This window comes from Acinetobacter sp. 3657 (assembly GCF_031456775.1).
GTDB lineage: Bacteria > Pseudomonadota > Gammaproteobacteria > Pseudomonadales > Moraxellaceae > Acinetobacter.
This window is the reverse complement of sequence record NZ_JAVDVH010000006.1, coordinates 103,559-123,020: the sequence shown is the minus strand read 5'-3', so window position 1 is coordinate 123,020 and position 19,462 is coordinate 103,559. Positions and strand designations below refer to the sequence as shown.

Below are 19,462 nucleotides of genomic sequence, written 5' to 3'. Positions count from 1 at the left end.
TTTGTGTGCATCACTATTAGGTGTCACACCCATGAAACGTATGTTGATTAATGCAACCCACGCCGAAGAAGTTCGCGTTGCACTTATCACTGATAATCGTCTTTACGATTTCGATTTAGAAAATCGTACTCGTGAACAGAAAAAATCAAATATCTATAAAGGTCATGTCACTCGTGTTGAACCGTCTTTAGAAGCGGTTTTCGTCGAGTACGGCGCACAGCGTCAAGGCTTTTTATCAATGCGAGAAATTGCAAACTCGTATTTCAAAGCTGACCCTCGCCAAACCTCAAATATCCGTGAACTCATCACCGAAGGGACTGAGTTACTGGTTCAAGTTGAAAAAGAAGAACGTGGCAACAAAGGTGCTGCACTTTCGACCTTCATCTCACTTGCTGGTCGCTATTTAGTATTAATGCCAAACAACCCGAAAGGTGGTGGTATTAGCCGTCAGATTTCAGGTTCAGTGCGTGAAGAACTGAAAGAAATTTTAGCGTCACTAAACCTTCCTCGCGGCATGAGCGTGATTGTACGTACTGCCGGTATCGGTCGTACGCAAGAAGAACTGCAACTCGACTTACAACATTTGCTTGACCTTTGGGCTCAAATTCAAAGCACCTCAAGCACTGGCCCATCGCCAATGTTGGTACATCAAGAAGCGGGTGTGGTCACACGTGCAATCCGTGACTACTTACGTGATGATGTTTCAGAAATCTTAATTGATAGCGAACAGGCGTATAACGAAGCCTATAACTTCGTAAAAGCAGTCATGCCACGCCAACTCGACAAATTGAAAACCTATACCTTGAATGAGCCTTTATTCGCTCACTTTGGTATCGAAAGCCAAATCCAAACTGCCTATGAACGTGAAGTAAAGCTTCCTTCTGGTGGTTCAATCGTAATCGACCAAACAGAAGCGCTTGTTTCGATTGATATCAACTCTGCAAAATCAACACGCGGACATGATGTTGAAGAAACTGCTTTAAATACCAATTTAGAAGCTGCAGAAGAAATCGCTCGTCAATTGCGTTTACGTGATATTGGTGGATTGGTGGTGATCGACTTTATCGACATGACCAAAGACCGCAACCAACGTATGGTTGAAGCTAAACTCCGTGAAGCAACGCAAAGTGATCGCGCACGTATTCAGTTCGGTCAGTTATCACGTTTCGGTTTGATGGAAATGAGCCGCCAACGCTTACGTCCGTCTTTAGAAGAAGCAACAGGTTATGTCTGCCCTCGCTGTCATGGCACAGGTATGGTTCGTGACTTACGTTCTCTTTCACTTTCGATCATGCGTAAAGTTGAAGAAATTGCATTACGTGAACGTCAAGGTGAAGTTCAAGTTGAAGTGCCTGTTGAAATCGCAGCATTCCTATTGAATGAAAAGCGTCATAGTCTTGTTTATCTTGAACAAACCTCAAATGTGCGGGTTACGATCCTTCCTCACCCACACTTAGAAACACCGCATTATCAAATCCAGTTCAATCCAGAAGGTTTTGCACCTTCAAGCTATGAACGTACAGAAGCAACTCGCTCAAGTGAAAAAGAACTGGGCTATGAATCTTCTGAATGGCATATAGAGGATGCTGAGCATCAACATGCTGCACCTGTCAAAAACCAGACAGCGGCACCACAGAAAAAAGCTGGCCAAACGCAAGCTGCTCAACAACCATCACAAACTCAAGCAAAACCACAGACTTCAACGAGTCCATGTGCATGGTTAGAGAACTTATTTGTTCAAAAACAAGCACAAACCACTGATCAGTCTCGTTCTGCACAAAATGCTGCGGCAAGCATTGAACAAATGGTGAACAATGGTGCGATTAGTCGTGGCCAATTTGGTCAAGTTGCGATCCCAACACCTGTTGCATCAGAAGTGGTAACAGCACCTGTAAGCAACAATGCTTATATGTCACAACCGCCTGTGAAACAAGAAGCACGCGAATCTTTTGATAAAGACGAAAAACCACATCGTCCACATGCATCTCAAAACCAATCGCAAAATCAGAAGAAGCGTAAACACAAAGAGCAACGCGAACAACACGTGCATGTTCATGCACATGAACCACAAGCGTCTGCTCCTGTGCATGAAGAAGTCGTACAGCTCTCTCGTCAAGAACAGCGTCACGAACAACGTGAGATGAAGCGCCAGCAGAAACGTCAGCAACCACAAGAGCCTCAAAACCAACAACAGCAGAATGATGCTGCTCATGGAAATGATGCTACACCGTTGCCACGTCGTGAACGCAATCAACAACGACCAAATCGACCAAATCGTCACCGTGATCAAAGCGTTTTAAATGAAGCACCTGCTGCTCCAGCAGCAGAGAATCCACAACAAGTTAAAGTTGCTGTGATTGATGCGCCACGTACTGAACCAATGAACACAGCATTGATTGTGAACATTGATCAAGGTCAAAGTGAAATTGTTGCACTTAATCCACAACAGAAAGTTGCTCCTGCAGTAAAAGCAGAGCCAGCTCAACCTGTGGTAGAAACTGCGAAGACAGCACCTGTGTCAGAACAACCAGTGGTTGTAGAAACACCAGTCGCTGAAGTCGCACAAGCACCAGCAAAACGTGCAGCGAATGATCCACGTTCGCGCCATCGTCAGCAGCGTAAAGCTCAAACGAACCAAAAAGCGGTGCCGAAAATTGCCCCATCGCAAATTCCAAGCTTGGGACAATACACACTTAGCAGCTTGATTCGTCATGTCTATGGTGAAGATTGCACCATTTTAATTGAGCAATTTGGTTTAATTACGACGTTCAATCGTGCTTTACAAAAGTTCGCTGAACAATATGCAAGCAGCCTCGTGGTTGAAACAACCGAAACTGAGGAGAAACGCCCAGTTACTCGTGACGTTGAACTTCCGAGCCAAAAACCAACCGAAGAAGCAGAACCGGCACCAGTGTTAGCACTCACGCCACCTGAAGCATCTTCTATTCGTGTTGCAAATGACCCTCGTGAGCGTCGTCGTTTAGCTAAACTTGCTGCTGAACAAGCCAAAGAAGCGCATTTAAGCTCAACTGCGGCTCCAGCTCCAGTAGAAGCAGTGCCTGTACCTGTAGAAAACACTGACGTTAAAGAAGAAGTGAAGGAAACAGAAGTCACTGCTGCTGTCGCTGAGGAAACCGTTGCGGTAACGCCTGAGCAACAACCGCTAGAACTGGCAACAACCGAAGTTTCTGAAGTTGAAGCAACTCCTGCTAAAACGGTTGAAAAACCACAACCTGCTGCGAAATCAAAAGCAGTTGCTGTAGAGAAAACAGTAGAACCAGCACAAGCGACTGAAACTGAGGAGCCAACTTCTGATCCTGAAACACCAGAATCAGAAGAAGAGGCTGCGGCTAGAATCGAGAAAGAAAAATCTAACCGCCCTCGTCGCCCACGTGGACGTCCACCGAAAAAGAGTGTTCCTAGCAATGAGTAATTTGCTAAATCGCACTCAATAATCAAGAGCCTAGTCATTTCGGTGACTAGGCTTTTTTGTTATTTTGTCAAATTAGGTTGATTGCTCTAGGAACTTGCGATTAAAAACAACATCGCTAACAATGATGTTAATGGTTATGTTCTCACAGATAGCCACCTTTGGATTGATCGAAAAATAAATAGGATTGATATGAGCCAAACTACGCAGACCGATATTATTACTCTTGGTGATGTCGCAACTCGACTTCCAAACTTTCTCACCAAAGTACCTCATATTCTGAATGGTCTTAAACAAGCATATTTGCGAACGCCAACTTCTCCAGCTGGCTTAGGGGTCGCTTTTGAAAAAGCAGTAAAGCGCAACCCGCAAGGTATCGCGTTATTATTTGAAGATCAAAGCTACAGCTACCAAGCACTGAATGAATGGGCCAACCAAATTGCGCATTACTATTTATCGCTTGGTGCAAAAAAAGGTGATGTCATCGCGGTGATGGTGGAAAACCGTCCTGAATTGATTGCTACGATCGTTGCTTTAGCAAAAATTGGAGTGACTATTGCACTGGTCAACACCTCTCAAATTGGTAAAGTGCTGGCGCATAGCATCAACTTAGTCAACCCAATCGCTGTGATTGCAGGTGAAGAAGTTCGTGCTGCAATTGATGAAGCTCGTCAAGACCTCAAGGTTGCTCAAGATCGATTTCATTGGTTTGCGGATCAAGAAACGCTTAAAGATGCTGGAACAGCACCTAAAGGCTATGCCAACCTCGCTCAAGAAATTGATCAATTTCCAAAGTTCAATCCTTCAACCACACGTACCGTAATGGGTAAAGATGGTTTATTTTATATTTACACCTCAGGTACAACCGGCTTGCCTAAAGCTGTAATCTTTACCCATAGCCGCTGGACGCTAGCTTACGGTACTTACGGTCATATCCTCAATCTAGGTAAAGATGACGTGATGTACGTGACATTGCCCCTTTATCATGCCACTGGTGTCGTGGTTTGTTGGTGTGGTGTTATTGCAGGTGGCGCAACATTAGCGGTACGCCGTAAATACTCAACCAGTGCATTCTGGAAAGACGTACAAAAATTCAATGCATCAGCGATTGGTTATGTTGGTGAATTATGCCGATATCTCATGGATGCTCCTGTCACAGAGCTTGATCGTAACCATCGTGTCACCAAAATGATTGGTAACGGTATGCGTCCAAACATTTGGAGCAAATTCAAAGAGCGCTTCGGTGTTGAAGAAGTCCTTGAGCTGTATGCATCAAGTGAAGGTAACGTTGGCTTTAGCAACATTTTCAACTTTGACAATACCGTTGGCTTCTCTCCTACGCCTTATGCCATTGTTGAGTTTGACAAAGAAAAGAATGAACTTGTTCGTGACCAAAAAGGCTACTGCAAGAAAGTGAAGACAGGTGAAGTTGGTTTACTCGTTGGTAAAATTACCAGCCGTTCTCCATTTGATGGCTACACTGATCCAGAAAAGAACAAATCTGTGATCTTGAAAGATGTCTTCGTCAAAGGCGATTCATACTTCAATACTGGCGATTTAGTTCGTGATATTGGCTTCCGTCATGCGCAGTTTGTAGACCGTTTAGGAGATACCTTCCGTTGGAAAGGCGAAAATGTGTCTACAACTGAAGTTGAAAACATGGTTTGCGAATATGATAAAATTGTCGAAGCAGTAGTGTATGGAGTAGAAATCCCAAATACCAATGGTCGTGCAGGTATGGCAGCCATCACACTTGTAGATGGTGAAAAGCTAAATGAATCCGACCTCACCGATATGGTCGATGTATTCAAGAAATGCTTACCTGCATATGCAATCCCAGTATTTCTACGTGTACAGGCTAAAGTTGAAACCACAGGTACTTTTAAATATCAAAAGAATAAGCTGAAAGATGATGGCTTTAATCCAAGTAAAACCGATGAGCGTTTATTGGTTTTACTACCAGGCGCAACGCGCTATTGTGATGTAAATGCTGAAATCTTTGACAATATTCAAAGTTATCAATACCGTTTCTAGTTCGTTTTTTAGCTAAACAAGAGGAAATCGTGCTTTTTATAAACAATCATGCGACTGTTTTTAAATTTCCTCTTGTGTTAGCTGAATAAGTTGCTAGAATACGCAGCATCAAAACGATACAGTGTTTAGAAGTTTTACTTCTCTCTGAGTCAGTTCGAGTATGAATGTAAGAGAAATCTACTTGCGAAGCGTTGCTTCTCATCTCTTGCGCTCGGGTAAAACGTTGTTTTACTTATCCTCGCTCAGGGTCGTTAGCTCAGCTGGTAGAGCAGCGGACTTTTAATCCGTTGGTCCCGCGTTCGAATCGCGGACGACCCACCACTTATTTGTTTTGATTTCCTGAAAAGGATTTACTTTGTAAGACTACGCGCTTCGCTTGTCTTGCAAAAATTTTAGAGTGTTACTCTAAAATTCTTTCAGGGTCGTTAGCTCAGCTGGTAGAGCAGCGGACTTTTAATCCGTTGGTCCCGCGTTCGAATCGCGGACGACCCACCAAATTCTAAAGAACCTCATCATTTTTGATGAGGTTTTTTTTATTGGCTATCATATAAATTGTATATGTCTAAACGATGACAAAATATATTGAATGACTTCAAGTACTTTTACTCAAAGTCACCCTCTCCTTATAAAAACTTTTCTAATACCGAATTCAAGAAGACATGCCCTTGTTCAGTACAAGCAATTTTATTGAGATCTGCAACCAATAACTTCTTGTCACGAAGTTGATTTAAGGTTTCGCTCAAATCATTCAAATCCAGTCCAGTCCGTTGCGCATACAACTCAGCATTTACACCTTCATTTAAACGCAAGGCATTCATCATAAACTCAAATGGCAACTCATCTGCTTCGATTCGTTTCATTTGTACGTGATCGGCAGGAACCTTGGCTAAATAATCTTTAGGCAAACGTGTTTTTTGGAAACGATAAACACCATCAGGATAAGTGACTTTGCCATGTGCCCCTGCTCCAATCGCTAAATAGTCCCCAAATTGCCAATAATTCAAGTTATGCGTCGATGGCAATTCTTTACGCCATGCGGAAACCTCATAATTGAGATAACCATTGGTTTTTAAATACGCCTCGCCTTGCTCTTGGATATATTCCAAAACATCATCTTTTGGTAATACTGGCTGAGTCCTGAAAAAAACCGTATTCGGTTCAATGGTCAGTTGATACCAACTAATATGTGTCGCTCCGTGCTCAACCGCAAGCCTAAGATCCATTAAAGCCTGTTCTTGCGTCTGTTGTGGCAAACCGTGCATCAAATCCACGTTGACCCGTTCAAAACCCGCTTGTCGGGCTTGCTGAATCGCATCAAGCGCATTGTTGGCGGAATGAATCCGTCCTAAGCGTTGTAAATGTTCGGTATCAAAACTCTGCACGCCAATCGACAAGCGATTAATGCCCGCAGCCAAATAATCTGCAAAGGGATCATGTTCTACGGTGCCGGGATTGGCTTCTAAGGTAATTTCGCATCCTGCTTCAAAATTTAGACGCGCTTTGAGCTGATCAAAGAGCCATGTATAACCTTGGGCAGAAATGAGAGATGGTGTACCTCCCCCAATAAATACACTATGAATTGAACGTCCTTGCGCCATTTTCACTTGCGTCTCAAAATCGGCCACCAATGCAGCCAAGTATTGCTGCTCTAAATCCATGGACAATTGCCCATCAGGTACCGCATGCGAATTAAAGTCACAATAAGGACATTTACGCACGCACCAAGGCATATGGATATACAGTGAAAGTGGAATATTTGCTGGGTTTAAATGACTCAAAGTACAGGCTCAATAACAGAACCTCATTATTTTAACACGACTACCTTAGACGCTGTTGTGACTTCAAACACGCCAACTGACTTACCATCATGTTTGTATTCAGTTAGACTGTCAGCATAAATAACAATTAGACCAATCATATGATGAAAATTTCTAGCCAATTGCTCCTTTTTCTCCCCCTCGCCCTAGGTGTCGGTGTGGCAATGGCCTTTCAAACTGCGATTAATGCTCAACTGAGAGAATATTTACATTCTCCACTGCAAGCTGCATTTCTATCATTTTTAGTCGGTACAGTGATCTTGGGATTTTTAGTCTATTTTCAAAGTACAGCAAAACCTGATTTAAGTGAACTTTCACATATTCCTTGGTTTTTATGGGTCGGAGGCTTCCTTGGGGTTTATGCGATCAGTATGAGCATTTATACTGCTCCCAAACTCGGATTTCTCACCTTTTCAGGTCTGGTCATCTTCGGACAAATGGTTATTTCAATGTTATTAGACCATTTTGGTTGGTTAGGTACAGATAAAACGCCGATCAATTGGCAACGTCTCCTTGGCAGTATCGTGATTTTTATTGGTGTTTTACTCACGTTACAGCGCTAGGGCCTATTGATATTTCACAGATGCTTGCGACAGAGGAGATTTTTTAGATGGTACAAGGCATGTTTAACGAAATTTAGTCATTCTAAATGAGATAAACATAACGTAGTAACGGCAAAAAATCTCCCTGTCCCGAAGGGTTATGGCTAAAACCTCTCTAAACTTCGTTATGAAACTTGACAAGGGAGCCGCCATTGCCTACGTTTCATGCCTCGTTTATGTCGTTTTAGCCAATAACGCAATGCATGGCTGAAATACCAATAAGCCCTTATTCCTTAAGAGTATTTTTAGTGTCCCACATCACCAGCGCACGGTTTGAACTTAAACATCTGTTTCATTTAATGTTACCCATCTTAATGACACAGTTTGCTCAGGCAGGCTTTGGCCTCATTGATACCATTATGGCGGGGCATTTATCTGCCGCTGACCTTGCCGCCATTGCAGTGGGTGTCGGTTTGTGGATGCCCGTTATGCTGCTATTTGCAGGTATCATGATTGCAACGACTCCGCTTGTCGCAGAAGCAAGAGGTGCTAAAACGCCTGAAAAGATCCCGACCATTGCCCGTCAGTCGTTATGGGTTGCCGCTATTTTGGGTACAATTGCCCTGTTAATTATGCAAACGCTGCCGTGGTTATTACCAGTATTTGGGGTACCTGAAAGCTTAATACCGAAAGCCAGTTTATTTTTACATGCGATTGGTTTTGGTATGCCTGCGGTGATGATGTATGCCGCGCTACGGAGTTATTCAGAAGCATTGGGTCATCCCCGCCCTGTCACGGTGATCAGCTTAGTTGCACTGGTGGCGCTGATTCCATTGAATCTAATCTTTATGTACGGCTTGGGTCCAATTCCAGCGTTAGGTAGTGCTGGCTGCGGCTTTGCTACTGCGATTTTACAGTGGTTGATGCTGATCAGTTTAGCCCTTTATATTTCCAAAGCCAAAGCCTACCAACACGTTCCAATCTTTACAAAATGGGAAAAAATTGATCCAGCATGGACAAAACGGATTTTAGTCTTAGGCTTACCGATTGGTTTGGCTATTTTCTTTGAAGTCAGTATTTTTAGTACAGGCGCACTGGTATTAAGTCCCTTAGGGGAAAATGCGATTGCAGCGCATCAGATTGCAATCTCAGTCACCTCAGTCCTATTTATGATTCCATTGTCCTTGGCGATCGCATTAACCATTCGCGTCGGGATGTATTATGGTGAGAAAAATTGGCAAGCCATGCGCCAAGTTCAAAAAATTGGACTGATGAGTGCGACCTTTTTTGCAGCATGTACTATGATCCTGATCGCGATTGCACGACCGTATATCGTAGCAGTCTATACCACTGATTTAGATGTGTTTCCTGTCGCGATGTATTTACTTTGGTTTGCAATGGCTTATCAGTTGATGGATGCATGGCAAGTCAGTGCAGCAGGTTGTTTACGTGGTATGCAAGACACGCAAGCACCGATGTGGATTACCTTAATGGCGTACTGGGTGATTGCGTTCCCTATCGGCTTATATTTGGCTCGTTATACCGCTTGGGGCGTGGCAGGGGTTTGGCTAGGACTGATTATTGGCTTAAGTATTGCCTGTGTATTCTTGATTGGACGTTTATATTTAAATAATAAACGACTGACGGAAACAGTAAGCGTCAACCTATAGGCGACTACTTACATCACTTAACATTTTGTTATAGGCAATTTAAGTTTTGTCGCCTATGATCAAAGGATCACTTTAAAACTGGATCGTATGAGGTCAAGTAATATGGCAAAACATGCAAGCTCTCCCAGTAAACGTTTTTTCAAACTGGCTGGCATGACCGCAAGTATTGCCAGCAAAAGTGTTGCCAATTCGATTCGGAATCTCACCGCAGATGAAGAACAAAAAAATGCTGCTCGCAGTCAATTTTTCCAAGAAGTCGGTCTACAAATTGCCGATACACTTGGAGAAATGAAAGGCGCGGTCATGAAAGTTGGACAAATCGCTTCGCAATATAAAGATATTTTTCCACCTGAAGTGGCTAAGGCAATCGCAAAACTACAACGTCAAGCTCCTGCCATGCCCTTTGCTGCGATACAACAACAAGTCGAAAAAGAACTCGGAAAACCTCTAAAAGATATCTTTAGCTCTTTTGAGTCAGAACCATTTGCAGCAGCCTCAATCGGTCAAGTGCATCGAGCAGTGCTGCCAAATGGGCAAGCTGTTGTGGTCAAAGTGCAATATCCTGGTGTCGACCAAGCCTGCGAAAGTGATTTAAAACAAGTCCGTTTAGCCTTACGCCTGATGGGTGTTTTAAAAATAGATAAAAAGCTGCAAGATCAATTGTTTCAAGAAATCCAAGACAGCCTCTCTGCTGAACTGAATTATGAAATTGAAGCACAAAATCTAGAGGTGTTTCGAACTTTCCATGAAAGTCTGGATGATCAAGTCATCATTCCAAGCGTTTTTAAAGAATATTCTTCTCGCCGAGTGCTGACCTTAAGTTTAGAACAAGGTGAATCCATTGAAACTGCAAGCACTTGGTCGGTTGACACACGCAATCAAATCGGTCGTCGCTTAATTCGTGCTTTAGGACAAGAAATGTTTTTCTTAAAACGTTTCCATTGTGATCCTCATCCGGGGAACTTTGCCTTTCGTGAAGATGGAACTGTCATCATTTACGATTATGGCAGTGTTAAAACCCTATCTCCTGAGATCATTCAGCATTTTAAAGCATTGGTAAACGCCGCCCGCAACGAAGATATTGACCAAGTCGAAGATTTGTTGGTTGAATTAAACTCGATTGCTGAAAAGCAAAAATTCCCAAGTGAGCTATATGTACAATGGATCGAAATTCTATTACGTCCATTAAGCACACATTATGATTTTGCAGAAAATTCATCTCACCATGATGGTATGCGTCTGGTGAAAAAGTCATTGAAATATTGGGATGTATTTAAGCCCTCTCCAGATACTTTAATGGTCAATCGAACCATTTCAGGACACTACTGGAACTTAATTCACCTTAAAGTGCATGACAACCTGAATGATCTGTTTGAAGAGTTAGTACCAAGTTAATAAACATAGTTTTTTTCGAAGCATGAATAAAGGACTTTTTACGTTTCGCTCCAATTGAAACTATAACTTGAAATAGATTAGATTGACTCCATATATTGTTATGTTATAACATTTCTATAAACAATAGGAGTATTTCAAATGCGTAAAGATATTCATCCTGCTTATCAACAAGTGCTTTTTCATGACACCAATGCCGATGCCTACTTTTTGATTGGTAGCACACTTCAAACGAAACAAACTAAAGAATATCAAGGTCAAGTTTACCCATATGTAACCTTAGATATTTCAAGTGCATCGCATCCGTTCTATACAGGTGAAGTACGTCAAGCAAGCAATGAAGGTCGTGTTGCAAGCTTTAACAAACGCTTTGCACGTTTTAATCGTAAGTCTTAATCTAATTTTAAGGTTAAACGATTAAAGTAAAAGAATTCGAAGTCTAAGGCTATTATCTCCTCCGCTTAGACTTCTTTTTTTATGTCTAAATTTTATCTCTGACATCTATTGGTTAAACGTCGAGTGACGCTTGCCCAATAAAACCGAACTCAATCGGTGTTTTGACATAGAACAAAGCGACGTGTTTATCACTGAGATAATTTAATAGTTCAGTTGCCTGTTCAGCCGTGACTGCAAATTGAATCTGTACAGGCTGATCTGCTAACTCAAAAAATCCAGCTGAATGAAGCTGCCCACGATGGTCTAAACCTTGACTGGCATTTATCACCGTTGCACCACGTAGATTCATCTGTTTTGCGATCGCCAACAACCATTCTACAATTGATTGACCTGCATATTGTCGATTCTGAGCAGTATAAAAAGTAATTAAAAATCCATTCATTTCATCACTCCAAAACTAAGCCGTACTTAGCCATTGATGTAAACTCATGCCCAAAATCGTAAACAACAATGAACCCAAAACATGAATTAGAATCGTAAGTGCCGCATATTCCAATTTGCCACTTTGCAACAAAGCAATGATCTCAGCTGAAAATGTCGAGAAGGTGGTAAGTGCGCCGCAGAATCCTGTAATCACAAACAGTTTATAGTTGGGACTCAAAGAGCTTTGAGAAAAATATGAAATCGCAAAGCCAATAATAAAGCCACCAACAAAATTAACGGTGACCGTACCCAAAGGAATATTGGGAAAGATGGGATTGAGTTTTAAACCAATAAACCAACGCAACCATGCACCGAGCACAGAACCCATTGCAATTGAAATTAAGGAATAATACATCATGACTCCAAAATTAAACTTGGAGAAGAAAAAGTATTCTGCATGGATTGATCAATATTCTTCTGGAAGCTTTTCATCGGCGAACTCTTCAATTAAAACAGAGCACGCACACAGCTACGTCCCCTGTTTAGGGTCACGTAGGCATCATTAGCCACAACGGCGGTTTGTTACAGGAGGAATACCATCTCCTTTATTTTTCTAAAATAACATAATTTTTAGACAACTCAACCGATCTTTTTGAGTTGCAATGAAACTGTGCATAAGCATTCAGTTATCCACAGTTTCCTCATGTTATGATGCTCGCATTCATTTTATACACATGGAATTTTAAAATGGCTCAAACATTATTAGCGCAATTAAAAGCAGGTTCTGCCAAGTTTGCAGATGTGTTGGCATTTATTGAAGCACGCTATCAACACACTCCAACTGCTTTTCAAAATGGCGTACAATTTAATGCTGCAACGGAAAATCAAGGCAGTGCCAAAGTTTTTTCTTTTGCTAAAATTGAAGGCTTAAATGCTGAAGAAACCTTAAGTTTATTTGCTGAGCATTACGCTTCTGTGCTTGCGACACCAGAAGGAACGGATCACCAAAACATTCGTCAATTTATGCAAAATGGTTGGGATGGTGTGAAATTTGAGGGTGAGGCGCTAACTGCCCGTTGATATTGAAAAGACAGGAAGGTTTCCCTTCCTGCTTGCTATCCTATACCGATCATGCATTTGCCATTAAAGCGGTCAAAAGCCCCATTGCTAGCACATAAAACGTGATCGGGAATGCCAGAAACCAAAACTTCGCCCATCCGTTAGTATTAAACACTGAGGTTGCAGCTCGATAGCTCACCCAACATGACCAAAATATAAAGGGAATGACCACCAAGTTCAAAATTGATGAGTTTTGATACGCATCAAGATAACTGCTATACATCAATGTCTGTAATATTGTGACAATAATAACAGGCAAAGCTGTGACCAAAGATTGTAAAGCCCAAATATGTCGGGCCAGTTGTGGGTCTGCGTCTTTGGCGCCTGAAAACTGTAAACGCTTTTTATACCACCAACCGTGTATCAACCAAACAATTACAGCAGAGATCGTTCCCAGCCCTAAAACGAGTAACCAATAACTCCACCAAGCATCTGTAATATCAAGCATTAACGATGTACGATTTCCAAATTCTGCTTGAAGCAACTTTTGATCGACTCGATCCATGACAGAAAACACACCTATTAAATAGGCAGCGATCATAATACTGCGATGATGATAGCTTGCCGGCAGAGAAAAAAACGTCTTGGGTTGGAAGAACAGCATCCATAAGTTTTTGGGCGAAAATGGTAAAATTTCTTTTTGCTCTTGTTTCTCTAAAGATAATTCAGTATTCATAAATACTCTTAATAAATTGATTTAAAATATTTTATGTTCTAATAATAGCCAATGCCGCGCAGAAAAAGAAGTTTCATTTTATCACTTGATAAAATAATGCACGCCTTTACCGACCGCACATCTCATCGTGAAATACTTTTCAATTTCGACTGAATGATTCTTGAAGGTGTGAAATTTAGAAATGTAATATTCAGCGAAATAACAAATGTTTGAATAAAAAATACCTGAGGGAAATCATGACGATTAACCAAGCTGATCTATTAAAAAAACTACGACTAATTACATTAGAAGCGCAAGGTCTGAATCACAAAAAACCTTTTGGCTCAGGAAAATTGGCTGTTCTTGCGACCTTACAGCAGCTTGGCTATGTGCAGATTGATACTTTATCGGTGGTTTCTCGGGCACATCATCATACTTTTTGGACACGAATTCCAGATTATCAGCCACAACTGCTTGAGCAATTAGTCGCAGAACGTCAAATATTTGAATACTGGTTTCATGCTGCGTCGTATTTGCCCATGCAAGATTTTCGCTATGCTTTACCGCAAATGCTAAGCATTAAAAATGGTGAATCTCGTTATTTTAAAGCGGATCCTCAAGTCATGCACAATGTGTACGACAAAATCCGTATTGAGGGACCGCAAAAAGCCAGAGATTTTGAAAGCTTAAGTAAAAGTAATAGCAGTTGGTGGAATTGGAAACCAACGAAAATCGCGCTTGAGCAGCTTTTTATGCAAGGGGATCTCATGATTTGTGCCAGAAATGGCATAGAAAAAGTTTATGATCTGAGTGAAAAGGTGCTACCCAGTACGATCAATACAACACCACCAACAGCATTAGAATACGCTGAATATCTGGTCAAGACTTATCTTAGAGCGTATGGCTTTACCACCATCAAGCAAATAACACATTTAAAAAAGGGACAAATATTACGTCAAAATGTTGAAAAAATTCTAAGTCAAATGCTTGAGGATAAAATCATCCAAAAGTTCGAAGTAGATGAAATACAAACGATCTATGTGCGCACTGATTTACTTGAAAAAACCTATAACACGGATCATAGTAACCTTTGCTTACTCTCACCTTTTGACAACTCAATCATTCATCGTGAACGCGTAAAAACCTGCTTTGACTTTGATTTTCGTCTTGAATGTTACACGCCGCAAGCAAAAAGAAGATATGGATATTTTTGTTTGCCTATTTTATTTAGTGATGTTTTTATTGGTCGGGTGGATTGTAAAGCTCACCGTAAAAGCGCTCAGTTTGAGTTAATTCATCTGCATATTGAAAATACAGAAATTGATATCGCATTGTGGCTAACACCATTTCTAAAAACACTACATCGTTTTGTACTTTTTAATCACTGCCAATCAATTTATATATCACGTATTAGCCCAATTGAATTATCAAGTACGATTCATGAGTTTATTAAAAATGGCTGGGATAACATTCAGTTTGAAAATGAAACCTTAACAACAAAATAAGAAATAGGAGGCGTCTCCTCCTATTCTATCTACTCTGTTATGGTCGTTTGAGTTCTCGCAATTCAGTGGTCAAACTATAAAAATCACCACCCATTTTCCCGACACTGTCGAGTTGCTGTTGATCAATCATTTTGCCATCCCATAAGCGATCATCCACATATATGGATTTCACATCAAGCAAGGCGACTGTTCCACCCGATGGCAACGTACTCAATTGAATCACTTCTCTTAGATGACACTCATATCGAATCATAGAATCTTTGACCGACAAAGGCGGCATTTGATGGCTTGGACAGGACTCAATCTCAGCAAAATCAAATTCACTTTGTTCCGGTGGAAGTGAAGCACAGGTCAAATTCATCTTTTCAAGTAACTGAGCATTGACGATATGTACCACACACGCTTTGGTGTCGATTAAATTTCTCAAGGTATCTTTATCATTGCCAGTTCTTGGATTTACTTGCGAATACCAAAGAATAGGAGGATTGCAACTTGCTACATTAAAGAAAGAATAGGGTGCTATATTGGCAACCCCATCAGCAGATACAGTGCTTATCCACGCAATCGGTCGAGGGGTAATTCCGCCCACCAATAATCTATAGATTTCATTTGCCTCTAATTTCGATGTCTCAAAAATCATAATCAGATACTTCGTTTAAGGACGTTCAGCATATTGTGGTAAATCATCGGCTATGCAGTCCCACTCGGCTTTGGATGCAGTGAAGATGTGCATACTCGGTTTTTGCTGTAAAGGCGTATCTAAGGTACCGATTCTTAGGCGGTAAAGCTCTGGCTGTGCATCACGCGAACTAATCAATGGCGAACCACATTCTCCACAAAACCAACGGTAAACACCTGCTGTTGCAAACTTTTTAATTAAATTCTCGCCTTGTATAATTTTAAAATCTGCACTGTTAATCGGTGCATTGGTCGCAAAAGCGGTTCCATTGGCTTTACGGCAACGTTGACAATGACATTGGATGATCTCGCCAATTTCACCGTGAATCTCATAATGAATCCCATCACATAAACAACGACCATGATATACAGGTGTAGTCTGAGACATTTCTTATTCCTTAAATGAATTTTCACGTAAAAATATAGGCGAGATCAGCACACCATGCAAATCGTGAATAGCATTTAGATGAGACTTTTCAATTTACTCAAACTATTCTTCTCGAAATAAAGCGCCAGCTAAACCTTTTGATCCAATACTGCCCGTGCGCGTGCATGATCAATATCCTTTTCCCAATGTGCGATTGCGACTGTAGCCACACAGTTCCCGATCAGATTGGTACAAGCACGTACAATCCCGATGAACCAATCCACGGATAATAACAACACTAAACCTATGGTTGGAAGACTCGGAATGACCGACAAAGTGGCTGCCAGAATAACCAATGCAGAGCCAGGAATACCATGTGCACCTTTTGAGGTCACCAATGACACCAGTAAAATTGCCAGAAGATCGTGCATGGATAGATCAATATTGCAGGCCTGAGCGATAAAAATCACACCCAGTGTTAAATAAATAGAAAATCCGTCTAAATTAAACGAGTAACCCGTTGGAATGACCAAGCCAACTGTGGAATCCTTGATTCCTAGATTTCTCAGTTTTTTCATGATCTGTGGCAGAACAGAATCAGAAGATGCGGTACCCAATACGATGGATAACTCTTCTTTAAAATAATTCAGGAATTTAAAAATATTTAACCCTGCCAACTTAAGAATCCCACCTAAGATAATTAGCACAAATAAAATACAAGTCACATAAAACAACAACACCAGATAACCGAGTTGAAGCAGTGAATCGACACCAAACTTTGCGGTGGTATATGCCACTGAACCCAACACCCCAATTGGTGCTAGCCGTATGATCAAGCCCATCATTTTAAAGAATACTTCAGAAAATGCTTCAAGTGCCTGACAGACCAAATCACCCAAATGTTTTGGGATCAACAAGAGTGCAATACCAAACAAAATCGCAATCAGTAAAACTTGTAAAATGTCACCACTGGCAAATGCATCAACAAAGGTTTTTGGAATAATGTGTAGAAGAAAATCAGATCCTGTACCCATCGTATGTGCTCGTTCGGTATAAACACTGAGATCCTTTCCGTCGAGTTTACTGATATCGATATTCATCCCGACACCAGGTTTAAATACATAAGCAATGACGATGCCCAACACCAGCGCAATACTGGTCACAATCTCAAAATATAAAATCGTTTTTGCACCGACCTTTCCCATTTTCTTGATGTCATTGGCACCATATAGACCGAGCACCACCACACAGAAAACAATCGGTGCGATCAACATTTTGATTAGAGAAATAAAGCCATCGCCTAAAGGCTTCAATGCTAAAGAGAAATCGTGAAAGCTGATACCAACAATAATCCCAAGAATTAATGCCAGAACCACCTGAAGAAATAAACTGGATTTAAGCTTTTGCCACATCGTAAATTCATCAACCAAAATGATAAATCTCAACAGTGCAAAAAACCCGCCAACACCCGAAAATAAAGAATATTTAGAACATGAAAAATACACAAAATTTAAGCAATGCTTTGCAAAACATCATCTTAAATGGGTCTGCTCACAAGATGATGCACACCTTCGCCCGCGGCACGCCCAGTTGCAAAACACGCCGTCAGTAAATAGCCACCTGTTGGTGCATCCCAATCCAGCATTTCACCACAGCAGAACACATACGGATTTGATTGCAATTGTAGTTGTGGCGACAGCACCGCTTGTTTGACTCCACCTGCACAGCTAATCGCCTCCTCTATTGGACGGAATCCATCAAGAGTAATGCTGAGATGTTTAATCTGCTGTGCCATCTGTGTTGCATCTGACCATAGGCTTTTTTCAACCACTTCACGAAGGAGATTGATTTTGACTTGATCCAAACCTGCTTTACGCCAAATATTGGTGAGTGACTGTTTTTTATTTGCTTGTAGTTTCTTTTCTAATTGTTCAAGACTTACATCGGGCAGCAAATCGAAATAAAGTGCTAATTCTTGATTCTGAGAAATTTTTCTCCTTAAATCACGACCCAGTTTATAAATCACACCACTTTCAAAACCATAGTGCGTGATTACGATATCACCGTGTGTCTTCTTCGCTGACTCTACCCACGCATCCACGCGCTTAAGTGGCTGCCCAAAACAATCCTGCATAAATGGCGACCATGCTTTTAATACACCAGCATTGCTGGCTTGGAAAGGCTCTATCTCATCATTCGACAACCATTGCTGCCATAGACCATCGCTACCCAGTTGCGACCATGACACCGCTCCACAGGCCAATACAATCGCATCATAAGCTGCTGTAAAACGTTGACTTTGATTTTCGATGGTCAATTGATTATTGGATAAACCAACACAACGATGTCGATAGTGAAATTTGACGCCATCCACCATCAATCGTTTTAACCAAGCCCGAAGCAAGGGTGCTGCTTTCATTTCTACAGGAAACACCCGACCTGAACTACCGATATAGGATTCAATACCCAAGCCTTGCATCCAGTCTTGAATCCACTTTGCATCCCATTGTTTGACCCAAGGCGCTAACCATTCGGCATGATCATAACGCTGTAAAAAGTGCGTCATCGGCTCAGCATGTGAGATGTTCAAGCCCGTTTTGCCGGCCATGAGAAACTTTCGCGCAGCAGAAGGTTTTTGTTCAAATACTTCGATTTCATAACCATATTGACTGAGAACTTCAGCCGCCATTAAGCCTGCTGGTCCTGCGCCAATAATTGCAACCCGCTTAGGCATCACGTTTCTCTTGCGCGTTTTGTCCTTGTAAAGGTGCAAAATCATCAAAGCGAGTGGTATAAGCTTCAGGTTTAGTGATAATCAATTGCTGGCAAAGCTCACCACGTTCTAAATATTTGATTTCAAAATGTGTTCGCGCAGAATCCGCTGCAATTTTTTGTTTCTGATATGGTAGCTTCCACACGTCAATTAACTGCTGCTCTGCTTCATCAATATATTCAGGAATATTACTCGCCAAGGTAATTGAGCCATTTGGCTGAAGACGTGACAGTAAAAACTCAAAGAACGGCATATTCAACCAACGCTGTGCTGGGTTATGCGGTTCTGGGTTTGGATAAAGAATGAAAAATTGTTCCACCTGAGCAGGAAACAAAGCATGTACCACCCAAGGCAATGCATCAGCATGAATAGGATGTAAGTGGTCACGAGGCTCAAGCTGATGCTGTTTTTGCATGGCCACAAATTTTTCTTTGGTCCGTTCAATCGCATACAATGCTGTTTGTGGATTTTGGGCAGTAAATAACAGCGCATGTTTGCCTTTTCCCGCACCTATTTCGACACAGATCGGGGTGTTTGGAATTGTGATAAAATCACGTGGTGCTTGCATGCGTTGTGCTTGAAATTGACGAATCGACATAATCCCATCAAACTATCTATAAATCGGCATAAGTCTATCAACTGACTTTACTTTTGCCTAATC

At 41.5% G+C, this 19,462-nt stretch carries 17 protein-coding genes, 2 tRNA genes and 1 riboswitch; of the genes, 10 read left to right on the top strand and 9 right to left on the bottom strand.

Features of this window, described 5'->3' with window-relative positions:
* Positions 1-31 precede the first annotated feature (31 nt).
* The 4 genes from J2Y37_RS09000 (at position 32) to J2Y37_RS08985 (ending at position 5,959) form a co-directional block, all read left to right on the top strand.
* Positions 32-3,433 (top strand): Rne/Rng family ribonuclease, encoded by a 3,402-nt coding sequence (locus tag J2Y37_RS09000; protein WP_349032602.1) that lies wholly within the window; start codon positions 32-34, stop codon positions 3,431-3,433.
* Between the two features lie 189 nt (positions 3,434-3,622).
* The gene (locus J2Y37_RS08995) at positions 3,623-5,464 is read left to right on the top strand and encodes a long-chain-acyl-CoA synthetase (protein WP_349032601.1); all 1,842 of its coding nucleotides are present in this window, start codon (positions 3,623-3,625) and stop codon (positions 5,462-5,464) included.
* Positions 5,465-5,709: 245 nt separating this feature from the next.
* Positions 5,710-5,785: transfer RNA gene (locus tag J2Y37_RS08990), tRNA-Lys, on the top strand.
* 98 nt (positions 5,786-5,883) lie between these two features.
* Positions 5,884-5,959 (top strand) — tRNA-Lys (locus J2Y37_RS08985).
* 128 nt (positions 5,960-6,087) lie between these two features.
* Here J2Y37_RS08985 and hemW read toward each other — a convergent pair.
* A complete protein-coding gene (hemW, locus tag J2Y37_RS08980; protein ID WP_349032600.1) occupies positions 6,088-7,242 on the bottom strand; it encodes a radical SAM family heme chaperone HemW in 1,155 nt (384 codons plus the stop codon).
* Between the two features lie 140 nt (positions 7,243-7,382).
* Here hemW and J2Y37_RS08975 point away from each other — a divergent pair, with 140 nt between their 5' ends.
* The 4 genes from J2Y37_RS08975 to J2Y37_RS08960 all read left to right on the top strand — a co-directional run bounded on the left by J2Y37_RS08975 (position 7,383) and on the right by J2Y37_RS08960 (position 11,281).
* Positions 7,383-7,844 carry a DMT family transporter gene (locus J2Y37_RS08975; protein WP_349032599.1) on the top strand — a complete coding sequence of 154 codons (462 nt, stop codon included), beginning with the start codon at positions 7,383-7,385 and terminating at the stop codon, positions 7,842-7,844.
* Between the two features lie 287 nt (positions 7,845-8,131).
* Positions 8,132-9,493, top strand: a complete 1,362-nt coding sequence (locus J2Y37_RS08970; RefSeq protein WP_349032598.1) for an MATE family efflux transporter — start codon at positions 8,132-8,134, stop codon at positions 9,491-9,493.
* A 102-nt stretch (positions 9,494-9,595) separates the two neighbouring features.
* Positions 9,596-10,888 (top strand): AarF/ABC1/UbiB kinase family protein, encoded by a 1,293-nt coding sequence (locus tag J2Y37_RS08965; RefSeq protein ID WP_349032597.1) that lies wholly within the window; start codon positions 9,596-9,598, stop codon positions 10,886-10,888.
* Between the two features lie 138 nt (positions 10,889-11,026).
* Positions 11,027-11,281, top strand: a complete 255-nt coding sequence (locus J2Y37_RS08960; protein WP_004668481.1) for a type B 50S ribosomal protein L31 — start codon at positions 11,027-11,029, stop codon at positions 11,279-11,281.
* A gap of 112 nt (positions 11,282-11,393) precedes the next feature.
* Here the strand turns inward: J2Y37_RS08960 and J2Y37_RS08955 are convergent, their stop codons facing one another.
* Both J2Y37_RS08955 and crcB read right to left on the bottom strand, forming a co-directional pair.
* Positions 11,394-11,723 carry a DUF190 domain-containing protein gene (locus J2Y37_RS08955; RefSeq protein ID WP_349032596.1) on the bottom strand — a complete coding sequence of 110 codons (330 nt, stop codon included), beginning with the start codon at positions 11,721-11,723 and terminating at the stop codon, positions 11,394-11,396.
* A gap of 15 nt (positions 11,724-11,738) precedes the next feature.
* Positions 11,739-12,122, bottom strand: coding sequence for a fluoride efflux transporter CrcB (gene crcB / locus J2Y37_RS08950; protein ID WP_349032595.1), 384 nt, complete (start codon positions 12,120-12,122; stop codon positions 11,739-11,741).
* Positions 12,123-12,250: 128 nt separating this feature from the next.
* Positions 12,251-12,317, bottom strand: a riboswitch (Fluoride riboswitch).
* Between the two features lie 134 nt (positions 12,318-12,451).
* On the opposite strand from crcB, the gene J2Y37_RS08945 reads away from it, so the two are divergent.
* Positions 12,452-12,784, top strand: a complete 333-nt coding sequence (locus tag J2Y37_RS08945; protein ID WP_005194893.1) for a HopJ type III effector protein — start codon at positions 12,452-12,454, stop codon at positions 12,782-12,784.
* 49 nt (positions 12,785-12,833) lie between these two features.
* On the opposite strand, the gene J2Y37_RS08940 is transcribed toward J2Y37_RS08945, so the two are convergent.
* Positions 12,834-13,499, bottom strand: a complete 666-nt coding sequence (locus tag J2Y37_RS08940) for a hypothetical protein (protein WP_005194891.1) — start codon at positions 13,497-13,499, stop codon at positions 12,834-12,836.
* 236 nt (positions 13,500-13,735) lie between these two features.
* Here J2Y37_RS08940 and J2Y37_RS08935 point away from each other — a divergent pair, with 236 nt between their 5' ends.
* Entirely contained in the window at positions 13,736-14,983 is a 1,248-nt protein-coding gene (locus J2Y37_RS08935) for a crosslink repair DNA glycosylase YcaQ family protein (protein WP_349032594.1), read from the top strand.
* 37 nt (positions 14,984-15,020) lie between these two features.
* Here the strand turns inward: J2Y37_RS08935 and J2Y37_RS08930 are convergent, their stop codons facing one another.
* The 5 genes from J2Y37_RS08930 to J2Y37_RS08910 form a co-directional block, all read right to left on the bottom strand.
* Positions 15,021-15,623 (bottom strand): flavin reductase family protein, encoded by a 603-nt coding sequence (locus J2Y37_RS08930; protein ID WP_349032593.1) that lies wholly within the window; start codon positions 15,621-15,623, stop codon positions 15,021-15,023.
* A 15-nt stretch (positions 15,624-15,638) separates the two neighbouring features.
* On the bottom strand, positions 15,639-16,049 hold the full coding sequence (locus J2Y37_RS08925) for a GFA family protein (protein WP_349032592.1): 411 nt from the start codon (positions 16,047-16,049) through the stop codon (positions 15,639-15,641).
* Positions 16,050-16,177: 128 nt separating this feature from the next.
* A complete protein-coding gene (dctA, locus tag J2Y37_RS08920; protein WP_241323311.1) occupies positions 16,178-17,440 on the bottom strand; it encodes a C4-dicarboxylate transporter DctA in 1,263 nt (420 codons plus the stop codon).
* Between the two features lie 125 nt (positions 17,441-17,565).
* Positions 17,566-18,762: a TIGR03862 family flavoprotein gene (locus J2Y37_RS08915; protein WP_349032591.1), complete on the bottom strand. Its 1,197-nt coding sequence runs from the start codon at positions 18,760-18,762 to the stop codon at positions 17,566-17,568.
* Positions 18,755-19,399: an SAM-dependent methyltransferase gene (locus J2Y37_RS08910; protein ID WP_349032590.1), complete on the bottom strand. Its 645-nt coding sequence runs from the start codon at positions 19,397-19,399 to the stop codon at positions 18,755-18,757. Before J2Y37_RS08910 ends, J2Y37_RS08915 begins: the two co-directional genes overlap by 8 nt.
* Between the last annotated feature and the right edge of the window lie 63 nt (positions 19,400-19,462).

Excerpts from the sequence above, each read along its gene's own strand:
- J2Y37_RS09000 (WP_349032602.1), top strand. The coding sequence starts at position 32 with ATGAAACGTATGTTGATTAATGCAACCCACGCCGAAGAAGTTCGCGTT.
- J2Y37_RS08995 (WP_349032601.1), top strand. The coding sequence starts at position 3,623 with ATGAGCCAAACTACGCAGACCGATATTATTACTCTTGGTGATGTCGCA.
- J2Y37_RS08975 (WP_349032599.1), top strand. The coding sequence starts at position 7,383 with ATGATGAAAATTTCTAGCCAATTGCTCCTTTTTCTCCCCCTCGCCCTA.
- J2Y37_RS08965 (WP_349032597.1), top strand. The coding sequence starts at position 9,596 with ATGGCAAAACATGCAAGCTCTCCCAGTAAACGTTTTTTCAAACTGGCT.
- J2Y37_RS08960 (WP_004668481.1), top strand. The coding sequence starts at position 11,027 with ATGCGTAAAGATATTCATCCTGCTTATCAACAAGTGCTTTTTCATGAC.
- J2Y37_RS08955 (WP_349032596.1), bottom strand. The coding sequence starts at position 11,723 with ATGAATGGATTTTTAATTACTTTTTATACTGCTCAGAATCGACAATAT.
- crcB (WP_349032595.1), bottom strand. The coding sequence starts at position 12,122 with ATGATGTATTATTCCTTAATTTCAATTGCAATGGGTTCTGTGCTCGGT.
- J2Y37_RS08945 (WP_005194893.1), top strand. The coding sequence starts at position 12,452 with ATGGCTCAAACATTATTAGCGCAATTAAAAGCAGGTTCTGCCAAGTTT.
- J2Y37_RS08940 (WP_005194891.1), bottom strand. The coding sequence starts at position 13,499 with ATGAATACTGAATTATCTTTAGAGAAACAAGAGCAAAAAGAAATTTTA.
- J2Y37_RS08935 (WP_349032594.1), top strand. The coding sequence starts at position 13,736 with ATGACGATTAACCAAGCTGATCTATTAAAAAAACTACGACTAATTACA.
- J2Y37_RS08930 (WP_349032593.1), bottom strand. The coding sequence starts at position 15,623 with ATGATTTTTGAGACATCGAAATTAGAGGCAAATGAAATCTATAGATTA.
- J2Y37_RS08925 (WP_349032592.1), bottom strand. The coding sequence starts at position 16,049 with ATGTCTCAGACTACACCTGTATATCATGGTCGTTGTTTATGTGATGGG.
- dctA (WP_241323311.1), bottom strand. The coding sequence starts at position 17,440 with ATGTGGCAAAAGCTTAAATCCAGTTTATTTCTTCAGGTGGTTCTGGCA.
- J2Y37_RS08915 (WP_349032591.1), bottom strand. The coding sequence starts at position 18,762 with ATGCCTAAGCGGGTTGCAATTATTGGCGCAGGACCAGCAGGCTTAATG.
- J2Y37_RS08910 (WP_349032590.1), bottom strand. The coding sequence starts at position 19,399 with ATGTCGATTCGTCAATTTCAAGCACAACGCATGCAAGCACCACGTGAT.